This window comes from Enterobacter cloacae complex sp. IR53030 (assembly GCF_049238365.1).
Lineage (GTDB): Bacteria > Pseudomonadota > Gammaproteobacteria > Enterobacterales > Enterobacteriaceae > Enterobacter > Enterobacter kobei.
In genome coordinates, this window is record NZ_JBMKHA010000015.1 from 103,221 (window position 1) to 118,308 (window position 15,088).

Genomic DNA, 15,088 nt, shown 5'->3' on the forward strand with positions numbered 1-15,088 from the left:
ATATAAAATTATTCAACCGTGACCGATTTCGCCAGGTTACGCGGCTGGTCAACGTCAGTGCCTTTGATCAGCGCCACGTGATAAGCCAACAGCTGCAGCGGAACAGTGTAGAAGATCGGTGCAATCACCTCTTCGACATGCGGCATTTCGATGATGTGCATATTGTCGCTGCTGGCAAAACCGGCATCTTTGTCAGCGAAGACGTACAGGACACCGCCGCGGGCGCGCACTTCTTCGATGTTGGATTTCAGTTTTTCCAGCAGTTCGTTGTTTGGTGCCACAACGATGACCGGCATATCCGCATCAATCAGCGCCAGAGGGCCGTGTTTCAGCTCACCTGCCGCATAAGCTTCAGCGTGAATGTAGGAGATCTCTTTCAGCTTCAGTGCGCCTTCCAGCGCGATCGGATACTGATCGCCACGACCCAGGAACAGGGCGTGATGTTTATCAGAGAAATCCTCTGCCAGTGCTTCAATGCGTTTGTCCTGAGACAGCATCTGCTCAATACGGCTCGGCAGCGCCTGCAGCCCGTGAACGATGTCGTGCTCAACGGAAGCATCTTCGCCTTTCAGACGCGCCAGCTTCGCCACCAGCATCAGCAGAACCGTCAACTGAGTGGTAAACGCTTTAGTAGAAGCGACGCCAATTTCGGTGCCCGCTTTGGTCATCAGCGCCAGATCGGACTCGCGCACCAGTGAAGAACCTGGAACGTTACAGATGGCCAGAGAGCCCAGGTAACCCAGCTCTTTAGAAAGACGCAGCGCTGCCAGGGTATCTGCCGTTTCACCGGACTGAGACAAGGTGATCATCAGGCTGTTGCGACGCACAGCGGATTTGCGATAGCGGAATTCAGACGCGATTTCCACGTCGCACGGCACACCCGCCAGGGATTCAAACCAGTAGCGAGAGACCATACCGGAGTTGTAGGAGGTGCCACAGGCGACGATCTGAATATGCTCAACCTTGCCGAGCAGTTCATTGGCATTGGCACCCAGTTCGCTCAGATCCACCTCGCCGTGGCTAATGCGCCCGGTCAGGGTGTTTTTGATCGCGTTTGGCTGCTCGTAAATCTCTTTCTGCATGTAATGACGGTAGGCGCCTTTGTCGCCCGCATCGTACTGCAGATTCGATTCGATCTCCTGACGCTTAACCTGCTCGCCTTTGGTATCGAAAACGGTCACGCTGCGGCGAGTCACTTCCGCGATATCTCCCTCTTCCAGGAAGATAAAGCGGCGGGTCACCGGCAGAAGTGCCAGCTGATCGGAGGCGATGAAGTTTTCCCCCATCCCCAGACCGATAACCATTGGGCTACCGGAACGCGCGGCCAGCAGCGTGGACGGGTCGCGGGAATCCATGATTACCGTACCGTATGCACCGCGCAGCTGAGGAATAGCGCGCAGTACCGCTTCACGGAGCGTGCCGCCCTGTGCCAGCTCCCAGTGCACCAGGTGAGCAATCACTTCGGTGTCGGTTTCAGAGACAAAGGTATAACCGCGCGCTTTCAGTTCTTCGCGCAGGGGTTCGTGGTTTTCGATAATGCCGTTATGGACGACCACGATGTGTTCAGACACATGCGGGTGGGCGTTACCTTCGGATGGTTCACCGTGCGTCGCCCAGCGGGTGTGCGCAATACCCGTCCCGCCGTGCAGCGGATGTTCTTCCGCAGCCTGGGCCAGCATCTGCACTTTACCCAGGCGGCGCAGACGGGTCATATGACCTTCTGCATCTACGACAGCCAGACCGGCAGAGTCGTAACCACGGTATTCCAGACGACGTAAACCTTCGAGAAGGATTTCAGCAATATCACGCTGCGCAACTGCGCCAACAATTCCACACATATTTTAGATTCCGAATTTAGGCATGATGCCTGCGTTGTCGCTGACCTGTATTTGCCCTTTCCGGGCACCCCGAGCCTTGTAGAGAGTGGGGTTATAGTTATGGGTACTGCTTGTGGGGGGAGATATATATTTATCTCCTCACCCGGGTTTGCCTGATGACGGCTACGCCTTATCAGGCCTACTCAATGGTAGGGCGGGTAAGCGTAGCGCCACCCGCCTTGTTGTTACTTCTTCTTCACCGGGCGTTTCCAGCCCTGCTTGTGCACCTGCGGCACGCGGCTTAACACTAACTCGTTATCCGCCACGTCACGCGTCACGGTCGTCCCGGCGGCAATGGTCACGCCGTTACCTACGGTGACAGGCGCCACCAGCTGCGTGTCAGAACCTACAAACACGTCGTCGCCGATAATGGTTTTGAACTTGTTGGCACCGTCATAGTTACAGGTAATGGTTCCTGCACCAATATTCACGTTGTCGCCAATTTCTGCGTCACCCAGATAGGTCAGATGACCGGCTTTCGAGCCTTTCCCCAGACGCGCTTTTTTCATTTCCACGAAGTTGCCTACGTGAGCGCCTTCCAGCAGCTCAGCACCTGGACGCAGACGCGCAAACGGACCGATAGTACACGCCGCGTCCAGATGAGCATCTTCAACCACGCTGTACGGGCTAATTTCGCAGTCGTCACCGATGACGCTGTTTTTGATAACACAGCCGGCGCCAATTTTGACGCGGTTGCCAAGCTGAACGTTGCCTTCAAGGATAACGTTAGTATCAATCTCAACATCTCGCCCGTGCGACAAGGTCCCGCGCAGATCGAAACGCGCTGGATCGCGCAGCATTACGCCGGCCAGCAGCAGCTTTTCGGCCTGCTCAGACTGATAAATGCGCTCGAGACGAGAAAGCTGCAGACGGTTATTCACGCCGTCCGTTTCACTGATGCGCGCCGGATGAACGGCGGCAATTTCACGCCCTTCGTGGTACGCCATCGCAATGATATCGGTGATGTAGTACTCACCCTGCGCGTTGTTGTTATTGAGCTTCGACAGCCAGCGCTTCATATCTGCGCCATTGGCAATCAGGATACCGGTGTTGATCTCCTGAATCTGACGCTGTTCATCGCTGGCGTCTTTGTGTTCAACGATACCCGTTACGTGGCCGTTCTCACGTGTGATACGGCCATAGCCCGTTGGGTCGTCCAGCACGACGGTTAATAAACCGATGCCGCCCTGCGGTTTGGTTGCACGCAGGCGAGTCAGCGTCTCGACGGAGATCAGCGGGACGTCTCCGTAGAGCATCAGGATGTCTTCGTCATCGGCAAAGAAAGGGGCGGCCTGCTGCATTGCATGGCCAGTACCCAGTTGTTCAGCCTGGAGCACCCAGTTGAGCGCGTCATCGCTCAGCGTCTTTTTAAGCAGATCGCCACCGTGTCCATAAACCAGATGGACCTGACGGGCCCCCAGTTCATTCGCTGCATCAATGACATGCTGCACCATTGGCTTTCCTGCCAGACGGTGAAGCACTTTAGGCAGATCGGAATACATGCGGGTACCTTTGCCAGCGGCAAGGATCACCACGCTCATCGCACTGTTTGACATACGCATCCTGACGGTAATTTAAGTGAGAAGTAAAAACGTTTGATGCTTAAAATTCTACATCTTTTTCATCATGAATTAAGGCACAAAAAAAAAGCCAGCCTGGTATACAGACTGGCTTTTGAGCTTTTCAAGCCGGTGTTACATCGCTTTTTTGGTCAACTCGATAACGCGCAGTTTCGCGATCGCTTTGGCCAGCTCCGCAGACGCCTGAGCGTAATCCACGTCACCATGAGAGCTGCTAATGTGCTCTTCAGCCTTACGCTTCGATTCCAGGGCTCGTGCTTCGTCGAGATCCTGGCCACGAATAGCGGTATCGGCCAGAACGGTCACACTGCCAGGCTGCACTTCAAGAATGCCGCCGGACAGATAGATAAACTCTTCATGACCGAACTGTTTAACGATGCGGATCATACCAGGCTTAATGGCGGTGAGCAGCGGTGCGTGACCCGGGAAAATACCCAGTTCACCTTCACTACCCGTTACCTGGATTTTCTCGACCAGACCAGAGAACATTTGTTGCTCTGCGCTGACGACATCCAGGTGGTAAGTCATTGCCATATCACCCTCCGATTAAGGCGTTAAAGTTTTTTGGCTTTTTCCACTGCTTCTTCGATGGAACCAACCATGTAGAACGCCTGCTCTGGCAGGTGATCGTATTCGCCTTCCATGATGCCTTTAAAGCCACGGATGGTGTCTTTCAGGGAAACGTATTTACCCGGAGAACCGGTGAATACTTCCGCAACGAAGAACGGCTGGGACAGGAAGCGCTGGATCTTACGCGCACGTGCTACCACCAGTTTGTCTTCTTCAGACAGCTCATCCATACCCAGGATGGCGATGATGTCTTTCAGTTCCTGGTAACGCTGCAGCAGGGACTGTACGCCACGCGCGGTGTCGTAGTGTTCCTGACCCACAACCAGTGGATCCAGCTGACGGCTGGTGGAGTCCAGCGGGTCAACGGCCGGGTAGATACCCAGAGACGCGATCTGACGGCTCAGTACCACGGTTGCATCTAAGTGCGCAAAGGTGGTGGCTGGTGATGGGTCAGTCAAGTCATCCGCAGGTACGTATACCGCCTGAACGGAGGTGATAGAACCGGTTTTGGTAGAGGTGATACGTTCCTGAAGAACACCCATCTCTTCCGCCAGCGTAGGCTGATAACCTACCGCTGAAGGCATACGACCCAGCAGTGCAGATACTTCAGTACCGGCCAGGGTGTAACGATAGATGTTATCAACGAACAGCAGAACGTCACGGCCTTCGTCACGGAACTTCTCAGCCATCGTCAGACCAGTCAGCGCAACGCGCAGACGGTTTCCTGGTGGCTCGTTCATCTGGCCGTAAACCAGGGATACTTTGTCCAGAACGTTGGAGTCGGTCATTTCGTGGTAGAAGTCGTTACCCTCACGAGTACGTTCACCTACGCCCGCAAACACAGAGTAACCGGAGTGCTCGATCGCGATGTTACGGATCAGCTCCATCATGTTTACGGTTTTACCTACACCCGCACCACCGAACAGACCCACTTTACCGCCCTTCGCAAACGGACACATCAGGTCGATAACTTTGATGCCGGTTTCCAGCAGTTCCTGAGAGCTTGACAGCTCTTCGTAGGAAGGTGCCGCGCGGTGGATAGCCCAACGCTCTTCTTCACCGATGTTGCCTTTCATGTCGATTGGCTGACCCAATACGTTCATGATACGACCCAGTGTTGCTTTACCTACAGGCACTTCGATCGGGTGCTCAAGGTCTTTCACTTCCAGACCACGACGCAGACCGTCGGAAGAACCCATCGCGATGGTACGCACGATACCGCCGCCGAGCTGCTGCTGAACTTCCAGCACCAGGCTCTCGTTACCATTCTGTACCTCAAGCGCGTCGTACACGCGTGGTACGGCGTCCTGAGGGAACTCGACGTCCACCACGGCGCCGATTACCTGGACAATCTTTCCAGTAGCCATCTTGAATCCTCTACGTAATTCGTAAACCTGGTTAAACCGCGGCGGCCCCCGAGACAATCTCGGTGAGTTCCTGAGTAATGCTGGCCTGACGAGCTTTGTTGTAAACCAACTGCAGCTCTTTAATCAGGCTGCCGCCATTATCGGTCGCGGCTTTCATCGCCACCATTCGTGCGGCCTGCTCGCTGGCCAGGTTTTCTACAACGCCCTGATAAACCTGAGATTCAACGTAACGACGCAGCAGGGTATCCAGCAGCGGTTTCGGATCGGGTTCATACAGGTAATCCCAGGCTTTCTGCTTCAACTCGTCATCTTCTGATGCCGGTAAAGGCAGCATCTGAGTGATCGTAGGCACCTGAGACATGGTGTTAATAAATTTGTTGCTGACAACGTACAGTCTGTCCAGACGGCCTTCATCATAGGCCTGCAACATCACTTTAACCGGGCCGATCAGTTCGGACAGGGACGGGTTATCACCCATACCGGTCACCTGAGCGACAATGTTGCCACCAACGGAGTTAAAGAAAGAGACGCCTTTAGAGCCAATCAGTGCCAGATCGCACTGAACGCCTTTATCGGACCAGCCTTTCATATCCGCCAGCAGTTTTTTGAACAGGTTAATGTTCAAGCCGCCACACAGACCACGGTCAGTCGACACCACCAGGTAGCCCACGCGCTTAACGTCGCGTTCTTCCAGGTAAGGGTGCTTGTATTCCAGATTACCGTTTGCAAGGTGACCAATCACTTTGCGCATGGTCTCTGCATAAGGACGGCTGGCCGCCATGCGATCCTGCGATTTACGCATTTTGGAAGCGGCGACCATCTCCATCGCTTTAGTGATCTTTTGCGTGTTCTGGACGCTTGCGATCTTACTACGTATCTCTTTTGCGCCGGCCATGAGCTTCTCCTCAATGCCAGGCGGCTTGTCCTGAGACAAGCCGCCGGACGATTACCAGGATTGGGTTGCTTTGAAGGAATCGAGGATAGCTTTCAGCTTGCCTTCGATTTCGTCGTTATAGCCACCGGTCTGGTTGATCTCTTGCATCAGCGGAGCGTGATCACGGTCGACGTAAGCCAGCAGAGCGGCTTCGAAGCTACCGATTTTCGCCAGTTCCACATCTTCGAGGTAACCGCGTTCAGCCGCGAACAGTACCAGGCCCTGCTGAGCAACAGACATTGGTGCGTACTGTTTCTGCTTCAGCAGCTCGGTCACTTTCTGACCGTGGCTCAGCTGTTTACGGGTTGCTTCGTCCAGATCGGATGCGAACTGAGAGAACGCAGCCAGTTCACGATACTGCGCCAGCGCGGTACGGATACCACCGGACAGTTTCTTGATGATCTTGGTCTGAGCAGCACCACCAACACGGGATACGGAGATACCCGGGTTAACCGCCGGACGAATACCGGAGTTAAACAGGTTGGTTTCCAGGAAGATCTGACCATCGGTAATGGAAATTACGTTGGTCGGAACGAACGCAGAAACGTCACCCGCCTGGGTTTCAATGATCGGCAGTGCGGTCAGAGAGCCCGTTTTACCCTTCACTTCACCTTTGGTGAAGTTCTCGACGTATTCCGCGTTAACGCGGGAAGCACGCTCCAGCAGACGAGAGTGGAGGTAGAATACGTCGCCCGGGAATGCTTCACGTCCTGGTGGACGACGGAGCAGCAGGGAAACCTGACGATAAGCAACAGCCTGTTTAGACAGGTCATCGTATACGATCAGTGCATCTTCACCGCGGTCACGGAAGTATTCGCCCATTGCGCAACCCGCGTATGGCGCCAGGTATTGCAGTGCAGCAGATTCAGAAGCGGTAGCCACAACCACGATGGTGTTAGACAGCGCGCCGTGCTCTTCCAGTTTACGAACCACGTTAGAAATGGTGGACGCTTTCTGGCCGATGGCCACGTACACACATTTGATGCCGGAGTCACGCTGGTTGATGATGGCGTCGATTGCCATCGCGGTTTTACCGGTCTGACGGTCACCGATGATCAGTTCACGCTGACCACGACCGATTGGGATCATGGCGTCAACAGACTTATAGCCTGTCTGAACAGGCTGATCGACGGACTGACGATCGATAACGCCTGGTGCGATAACTTCGATTGGAGAGAAGCCATCGTGCTCAACCGGACCTTTACCGTCGATTGGCGCACCCAGGGTGTTAACAACGCGGCCCAGCAGGCCACGGCCAACCGGCACTTCCAGAATACGGCCAGTACACTTAACCTTCATGCCTTCGGCGAGGTCAGCGTATGGACCCATCACAACCGCACCTACGGAGTCGCGCTCCAGGTTCAGTGCGATAGCGTAACGGTTACCCGGCAGGGAAATCATCTCACCCTGCATACAATCGGCCAGGCCGTGGATGCGGATAACACCGTCACTTACAGAAACAATAGTACCTTCATTGTGAGCTTCGCTCACAACATTGAACTGAGCAATGCGCTGCTTGATCAGTTCGCTGATTTCGGTGGAATTCAGTTGCATGCTCCAGTCCCCTTAAGACTGCAAGACGTCTGCAAGGCGTTCAAGACGGCCGCGTACGCTGCCATCAATGACCATATCACCCGAGCGGATGATTACGCCTGCCATTACAGACTTATCGATTTTGCAATTCAGCTTAACTTTGCGTGACAGACGTTTTTCCATCGCGGCGGTGATTTTCGCAAGCTGTTCATCACTCAGTTCAGTCGCTGAAGTCACTTCGACTTCAGCTGTTGCTTCACTAAGGGCACGTAAGTGCTCAAACTGCTCGAGAACATCCGGGAGCACACGGAGACGACCATTTTCTGCCATCACCTTAATCAGGTTCTGGCCGTTGGCATCCAGTTGCTCTCCGCACACGGCGATAAACGACGCGGCGAGAGTTTCAGGCGCTAACGCACCGGAAAGCAACTCGGCCATTTGTTCGTTTTTCGTCACCTCAGCGGCAAACGCCAGCATATTCTGCCAGCGATCGACATTTTGGTGTTCGATAGCAAAGTCAAAAGCTGCTTTGGCGTAGGGGCGAGCTACCGTAACAAATTCAGACATCAGCCCCTCCCTCCTTACAGTTCAGCGACAAGTTTGTCCACGATGTCGCTGTTAGCAGCTTCATCCACGGAACGTTCGATGATCTTCTCGGCGCCAGCAACAGCCAGAATCGCAACCTGCTTACGCAGTTCTTCACGAGCACGTTTACGCTCAGCTTCAATTTCAGCCTGAGCCTGTGTCACGATCTTAGTACGTTCCTGTTCTGCTTCAGCTTTGGCTTCGTCCAGGATCTGCGAACGGCGTTTGTTAGCCTGTTCGATGATGACCTGAGCTTCCGCTTTCGCTTTTTTCAGCTGGTCTGTCGCGTTGGCCTGTGCAAGGTCCAAATCTTTCTTAGCGCGTTCTGCAGAAGCCAGACCGTCAGCAATTTCTTTCTGACGTTTTTCGATGGCAGCCATTAAAGGCGGCCATACATACTTCATGCAGAACCAGACAAAGAGAATAAACGCGATGGCCTGGCCGAGGATTGTTGCGTTCATGTTCACAGCACAATACCTCTTAAATTTCTGTGGCTTGGGGTTTTAAAACAACTACTACGCGACAGCAAACATCACGTACAGACCCAGACCTACAGCGATCATTGGGATAGCATCCACCAGACCCATAACGATAAAGAACTGAGTACGCAGCAGAGGAATCAGATCAGGTTGACGCGCTGCGCCTTCCAGGAATTTGCCCCCGAGGATGCCGATACCGATCGCAGCACCGATAGCCGCCAGACCCATCATCACAGCGGCAGCCATGTACAGCAGATCCATATTCAGGTTTTCCATGACAGTCTCCAGTTTGTTTCAATTAAAACGTAGTAGTGTTGGTAAAAAATCAGTGCTCTTCAGACGCCATCGACAGATAGACGATCGTCAGAACCATGAAGATAAAGGCTTGCAGCGTAATGATCAGGATGTGGAAAATGGCCCATGGCACATTCAGAATCCACTGTGACCACCACGGCAGAAGACCCGCGATCAGAATGAAAATCAGCTCACCCGCATACATGTTGCCGAACAGTCGCAGACCCAGTGAAACAGGTTTGGACAGCAGGCTAACGCCTTCCAGGATCAGGTTGACCGGAATAAACGCCCAGTGGTTGAACGGCTGCAAGGTAAGCTCTTTCACAAAGCCGCTTACGCCTTTCATTTTGATGCTGTAGAAAAGAATCAGGATAAACACGCCCAGCGCCATCGACAAAGTGATGTTCACGTCCGCAGACGGTACAACACGCAGCGCAGGCAGGCCGAAGATGTGCTCGCCGATGAACGGCAGCAGGTCAATTGGCAGCAGGTCCATCAGGTTCATCAGGAAGACCCAAACGAACACGGTCAAGGCCAGCGGAGCAATCAGCTTGCTCTTACCATGGTACATGTCTTTCACGCTGCCATGGACGAAGCCGATGATCATTTCAACGAATGTCTGGAATTTCCCTGGAACACCGCTGGTCGCCTTTTTAGCAACGCTGCGGAACATGGCCAGGAACAGAAGACCCAATACCACCGAGAAGAACATGGAGTCGATGTTGATCGTCCAGAAGGTGGCCGGGGGGTTATGCGGATCCACCAGCGAGAATGTACGCAGGTCCAGCTGAAGGTTATTCAGATGGTGACCTATGTAATCCTGCGGCGTCATATTTTCTGAAGCCATGATGCCTTTTACCCTTTGTTATTGATTACAGCTGGAGCCAGAACTTGTACCACCAGCACCAAAACCCACGTTGCTATCAGCGGCATGAAGACCACTTTCAAAACCGCCAGCGCCATCACCAGTAAAGCAAAGGTCAGCAACACCTTACACACTTCGCCAAGAGCGAAGGACCAGGCCACGCGGCCTTTGGCGGGTGTATGCGCCTGATGACGCCAGGCAAAAATCATAAACAACACGTTTGGCAGCACAACAGCCAAACCCCCGCACACGGCGGAGATGCCCCAGAAGGGGTCTTTGAGGCTAAACAGCAGTCCACTTGCTATCACAGCCAGAAACTGAATGAACAGAAGCTTACGAGCAACGTTTCTACTCAAGAGCGACACAGACATCACGTTTTTACTCCTGCTCCCTTCGAGGTATGCCGCGTGTCGTATAAAACGTCCTTTAAGGCTCAGAGTCAAGCATCAAAAAGCGGACAAATTATACGGTGCGTACCCGTGATTTCAAATATTAAGTAGCGAAAAGGTGAATAAATGTTTAAATATTTTTCCCCACCGCTATTTTTCAACTTTCGCTGAAAGCATCGACCTTCGAGCAAAACTGCAAACAGCGCGAAAACGTTGACTACAAAGCGTGCACGAGATCACAAAACACACATTTGCGATAAGGTTGTATTTATCAAAGCCGTAAATCACACAGGAGTATCTTTCTGAAATCAAAGATAAAATATCGCAACTATTTTCAAAACAGCCCCGTACACAATAAAAACCTTTTATTGACATTCTTAATAAATAATTAACATCACACTCTGATTACAGTCTTCCACTTTTAGCAGACTGATATTTTCATAGTTGACTATCTTCACGGTGAATAATAGGCGCAACGTTAACCATAAGAAAAACCATGGTAAAAAAGAGGTTAAATGCTAACGGGTAAATCCATGTGAGTTGTGCTGTTTTTTAACATCACCAGAACAGCACAAATTCCACATTTTTTATTAATTTTTTAAAAATTGTTTGGCTTAATTATCACCAGATGACGTTCACCGTCGAGCTGAGGAATGTTTAATTTCTCGATGGATTCAACGGCAAAACCGTCCGGAAGCTGTTCAATTTCATCACCCGGCAGTTGCCCTTTCAGCGCATAGAAACGCCCTTTCTCTTCTGCGGGCAAATGTTTACACCAGCTCACCATGTCATTGAGTGAAGCAAAGGCGCGGCTGATAACACCGTCAAACGGCGGTTCTGCCGGAAACGCCTCTACCCTGCTTTGAACGGGCGTGATGTTCTCAAGCTTCAGCTCATGCTGAACCTGTCGTAAAAAGCGCACGCGCTTACCGAGGCTGTCCAGCAGCGTGAAATGACTTTCCGGCCGGACAATCGACAGCGGAACCCCTGGCAGACCGGGCCCCGTGCCAACGTCGATAAAACGCTCACCCTTCAGATACGGTGCCACAACGATGCTATCGAGAATATGGCGTACCAGCATCTCGTTGGGGTCGCGTACCGACGTCAGGTTGTACGCTTTGTTCCATTTGTTCAGCATATCGACATAGGCCACCAGCTGGTTTTTCTGGTGATCGGTGAGCGAAATACCTGCCTGATCCAGCAGACGAGAGAGTTTGTTGAGCACGGTGAATACCTGTTGGAAAACTTAGGTGGCGGGTGGCGCTTCGCTTACCCGCCCTACGGGTTCAGTAGGCCCGGTAAGCGCATCGCCACCGGGCAATGTTCTGGGCATTACGCGCTGCGGCGCAGCATACCCTGTTTCTTCAACCACACCAGCAGAATCGAAATCGCGGCGGGCGTAACGCCAGAGATACGTGATGCCTGGCCGATGGATACCGGTTTATGATCGTTCAGCTTAGCGATCACTTCGTTGGAAAGCCCCGTCACCTGACGGTAGTCCAGCATTTCCGGCAGCAACGTGTTTTCGTTACGCTGCTGTTTTTCAATCTCATCCTGTTGGCGCGCGATATAGCCTTCGTACTTCACCTGAATTTCGACCTGTTCAGCGGCTTCGGCATCTTCAAGACCCGGGGCGAACGCGGTGAGTTTCACCAGATTCTCATAGGTCACTTCGGGACGACGCAGCAGATCTTCACCGCTGGCTTCACGTGAGAGCGGCGCAGTTAAGTGAGCGTTCACTTCGGCAGCGGTTTCCGCCTGTGGATTAACCCACGTGGTTTTCAGACGCTGACGTTCCTGTTCAATGCGCTCCAGCTTCTCGTTAAAGCGTGCCCAGCGTTCGTCATCGACCAGACCCAGCTCGCGGCCCATTTCAGTCAGACGCAGGTCGGCGTTATCTTCGCGCAGCATCAGGCGATATTCCGCACGAGAGGTAAACATACGGTACGGTTCTTTGGTGCCCAGGGTGCAGAGATCGTCAACCAGTACGCCCAGATAGGCCTGAGAACGCGCCGGGGCCCAGCCCTCTTTTTCGGCAGAGAAACGGGCAGCGTTCAAACCGGCCAGCAGACCCTGTGCAGCCGCTTCTTCGTAACCGGTGGTGCCGTTAATCTGGCCCGCAAAGAACAGCCCGTGGATGAATTTGCTCTCCAGGGTTGGCTTCAGGTCACGCGGGTCGAAGAAATCGTACTCAATAGCGTAGCCAGGGCGAACGATTTTCGCATTCTCCATGCCTTGCATTGAGCGAACAATCTGCATCTGCACATCGAACGGCAGGCTGGTGGAGATGCCGTTCGGATAAATTTCGTTTGAGGTTAGCCCTTCCGGCTCCAGGAAGATCTGGTGCTGGTTACGATCGGCAAAGCGCATCACTTTGTCTTCGATCGACGGGCAGTAACGCGGACCGATCCCTTCGATCACACCGGCGTACATTGGGCTGCGATCGAGGTTATTGCGGATCACGTCATGGGTTTTTTCGTTGGTATGCGTGATGTAGCACGGTACCTGCTGCGGATGTTGCGCCGCATTGCCCATGAACGAGAAGACCGGCATTGGGTTATCACCGTGCTGTTGCGCAAGCACGCTGAAATCAATGGTGCGCGCATCAATACGCGGCGGTGTGCCAGTCTTCAGGCGGCTTACGCGCAGTGGCAGTTCACGCAGACGACGAGAGAGCGGAATGGATGGCGGATCGCCTGCACGGCCACCGCTGTAGTTATCCAGACCAATATGAATTTTCCCGTCCAGGAAGGTGCCGACGGTCAGTACCACCGCTTTGGCGCGGAATTTAAGGCCCATCTGGGTCACAGCACCCACGACGCGATCGTTCTCAACGATAAGATCTTCTACCGCCTGCTGGAAGATCATCAGGTTTGGCTGGTTCTCCAGCGCGGTACGTACGGCCTGACGATAAAGCACGCGGTCTGCCTGTGCACGAGTGGCACGCACTGCCGGTCCTTTACTCGCGTTTAGTATCCTAAACTGGATGCCTGCATGATCGATCGCTTTCGCCATCAGGCCGCCAAGCGCATCCACTTCTTTTACCAGGTGTCCTTTCCCAATGCCGCCAATCGCCGGATTACAGGACATTTGTCCCAGCGTGTCGATATTGTGTGTCAAAAGCAGGGTCTGTTGACCCATACGCGCTGCGGCCATTGCGGCCTCAGTGCCTGCGTGACCCCCGCCAATGATGATGACGTCAAAAGGATCCTGATAAAACATGGTGGTCTGCCTCGCGTAAAGCGGTATGAAAATGGATTGAAGCCCGGGCCGTGGATTCTACTCAACTTTAGTCTTTCGAGAAAGCATTGGGATCCTGGGCAATTAAAAAGAAGATCTTTTTATTTAGAGATCTGTTCTATTGTGATCTCTTATTAGGATCGCGTACTTGTGTGGATAAGTCCGATCCGGCAAATAAGATCATGCAGTTAGGAAGGATCGTTTGCTGTGAATGATCGGTGATCCTGGACCGTATAAGCTGGGATCAGATCGCGACTTTATACACAGGCTAAAAACGATACAACAGTTGTTCTTTGGATAACTACGGGTTAATACGAGCTTTTAACCAGAGTTATCCACATCTGATCGCGCGATCTTTAATCGTTTTTGAGTAAATTTTTCCATTCACCCAACCAGATCTCGGCCGGATCCTCCGGAATATCATGATCGAGGATGTTGATCTTGAGTGTTTCACCCAGCTGTTTTGCTCCGCAAGAGGTGACAACAGCTTCGACTTTCTCTATTGCCCCGCAAAAGGTGTCATATTCACGACTGCCGATCCCCACAGCGCCAAAACGGACCTTTGAGAGGTCAGGCTGCTGTTCCTGCAGTTCGTCATATAAAGGTTGCAGGTTATCCGGCAGATCGCCCGCGCCATGCGTGGAGGTGATCAGCAGCCAGACCCCGTCAGTCGGGAGATCTTCAAGCAGCGGTCCGTGCAGGGTTTGTGTTGAAAAGCCCGCATCTTCCAGCTTCTCAGCCAGGTGTTCCGCTACATATTCCGCACCACCGAGGGTGCTGCCGCTGATAAGGGTAATGTCCGCCATTGATCGCTCGCTCAGATAAAGAGGGAGATATTGTACGCTGTGAACGAGCTGGGATCTACCTGTGGAAAATGTGGGAATGAATTTGCCCGATCATGGGCGGATGGTACGCATGATCGGGTTTTGCAGGGAGATCAGTGTCTCGGTGGACTGAATTTCATCAATTGTTTGGATCTTGTTGATAAGTACCTGCTGGAGGGCATCGATGGATCGGCACATCACTTTTATAAAGATGCTGTAGTGCCCCGTGGTGTAGTACGCCTCGGTGACCTCATCCAGTGCATTGAGCCTGGCCAGGGCGGAAGGATAGTCTTTTGCGCTTTTAAGAATGATGCCGATAAAGCAGCAGACGTCGTAACCCAGCTGCTTCGGGCTGACGTCAATGCGCGCGCCGGTAATGATCCCCGCCTGCTTCATTTTCTCTACGCGAACGTGAATGGTTCCCGGGCTGACACCAAACTGTTTCGCCAGTTCGGCGTAGGCGGTACGGGCATTGGCCATTAACGCCTCGAGTATGCCGCGGTCGAGATTGTCGATCTGATAATTTTCCATAGCTTTTTCTTATGAAGATT

The 15,088-nt window shown here is 52.9% G+C and carries 15 protein-coding genes; all 15 read right to left on the reverse strand.

What is annotated here, in order from left to right:
* Window positions 1-8: 8 nt before the first annotated feature.
* Window positions 9-1,838 carry a glutamine--fructose-6-phosphate transaminase (isomerizing) gene (glmS, locus tag ACOTXR_RS16105; RefSeq protein ID WP_014881886.1) on the reverse strand — a complete coding sequence of 610 codons (1,830 nt, stop codon included), beginning with the start codon at window positions 1,836-1,838 and terminating at the stop codon, window positions 9-11.
* A 224-nt stretch (window positions 1,839-2,062) separates the two neighbouring features.
* Window positions 2,063-3,433, reverse strand: coding sequence for a bifunctional UDP-N-acetylglucosamine diphosphorylase/glucosamine-1-phosphate N-acetyltransferase GlmU (gene glmU, locus ACOTXR_RS16110; protein WP_058690201.1), 1,371 nt, complete (start codon window positions 3,431-3,433; stop codon window positions 2,063-2,065).
* A 138-nt stretch (window positions 3,434-3,571) separates the two neighbouring features.
* Window positions 3,572-3,991: a F0F1 ATP synthase subunit epsilon gene (locus ACOTXR_RS16115; RefSeq protein ID WP_006177560.1), complete on the reverse strand. Its 420-nt coding sequence runs from the start codon at window positions 3,989-3,991 to the stop codon at window positions 3,572-3,574.
* A gap of 20 nt (window positions 3,992-4,011) precedes the next feature.
* Window positions 4,012-5,394, reverse strand: coding sequence for a F0F1 ATP synthase subunit beta (gene atpD / locus ACOTXR_RS16120; protein WP_058690200.1), 1,383 nt, complete (start codon window positions 5,392-5,394; stop codon window positions 4,012-4,014).
* A gap of 31 nt (window positions 5,395-5,425) precedes the next feature.
* Window positions 5,426-6,289 carry a F0F1 ATP synthase subunit gamma gene (atpG, locus tag ACOTXR_RS16125; RefSeq protein WP_014881884.1) on the reverse strand — a complete coding sequence of 288 codons (864 nt, stop codon included), beginning with the start codon at window positions 6,287-6,289 and terminating at the stop codon, window positions 5,426-5,428.
* A gap of 51 nt (window positions 6,290-6,340) precedes the next feature.
* A complete protein-coding gene (atpA, locus tag ACOTXR_RS16130; protein ID WP_003862367.1) occupies window positions 6,341-7,882 on the reverse strand; it encodes a F0F1 ATP synthase subunit alpha in 1,542 nt (513 codons plus the stop codon).
* Between the two features lie 12 nt (window positions 7,883-7,894).
* Complete coding sequence (gene atpH, locus ACOTXR_RS16135; RefSeq protein ID WP_008500192.1) at window positions 7,895-8,428, reverse strand: F0F1 ATP synthase subunit delta; 534 nt, start codon at window positions 8,426-8,428, stop codon at window positions 7,895-7,897.
* Between the two features lie 14 nt (window positions 8,429-8,442).
* Window positions 8,443-8,913 carry a F0F1 ATP synthase subunit B gene (gene atpF, locus ACOTXR_RS16140; protein ID WP_003862370.1) on the reverse strand — a complete coding sequence of 157 codons (471 nt, stop codon included), beginning with the start codon at window positions 8,911-8,913 and terminating at the stop codon, window positions 8,443-8,445.
* Between the two features lie 48 nt (window positions 8,914-8,961).
* Window positions 8,962-9,201 carry a F0F1 ATP synthase subunit C gene (gene atpE / locus ACOTXR_RS16145; protein ID WP_000429386.1) on the reverse strand — a complete coding sequence of 80 codons (240 nt, stop codon included), beginning with the start codon at window positions 9,199-9,201 and terminating at the stop codon, window positions 8,962-8,964.
* 49 nt (window positions 9,202-9,250) lie between these two features.
* Entirely contained in the window at window positions 9,251-10,066 is an 816-nt protein-coding gene (atpB, locus tag ACOTXR_RS16150; RefSeq protein ID WP_014881883.1) for a F0F1 ATP synthase subunit A, read from the reverse strand.
* Between the two features lie 8 nt (window positions 10,067-10,074).
* Entirely contained in the window at window positions 10,075-10,455 is a 381-nt protein-coding gene (gene atpI, locus ACOTXR_RS16155) for a F0F1 ATP synthase subunit I (RefSeq protein ID WP_008500194.1), read from the reverse strand.
* Between the two features lie 616 nt (window positions 10,456-11,071).
* On the reverse strand, window positions 11,072-11,698 hold the full coding sequence (gene rsmG, locus ACOTXR_RS16160; protein WP_014881881.1) for a 16S rRNA (guanine(527)-N(7))-methyltransferase RsmG: 627 nt from the start codon (window positions 11,696-11,698) through the stop codon (window positions 11,072-11,074).
* Window positions 11,699-11,805: 107 nt separating this feature from the next.
* Window positions 11,806-13,695 (reverse strand): tRNA uridine-5-carboxymethylaminomethyl(34) synthesis enzyme MnmG, encoded by a 1,890-nt coding sequence (mnmG, locus tag ACOTXR_RS16165; protein ID WP_008500196.1) that lies wholly within the window; start codon window positions 13,693-13,695, stop codon window positions 11,806-11,808.
* A gap of 374 nt (window positions 13,696-14,069) precedes the next feature.
* Window positions 14,070-14,519 (reverse strand): FMN-binding protein MioC, encoded by a 450-nt coding sequence (mioC, locus tag ACOTXR_RS16170; RefSeq protein ID WP_023331654.1) that lies wholly within the window; start codon window positions 14,517-14,519, stop codon window positions 14,070-14,072.
* A 90-nt stretch (window positions 14,520-14,609) separates the two neighbouring features.
* A complete protein-coding gene (asnC, locus tag ACOTXR_RS16175) occupies window positions 14,610-15,068 on the reverse strand; it encodes a transcriptional regulator AsnC (RefSeq protein ID WP_014881879.1) in 459 nt (152 codons plus the stop codon).
* Window positions 15,069-15,088 lie beyond the last annotated feature (20 nt).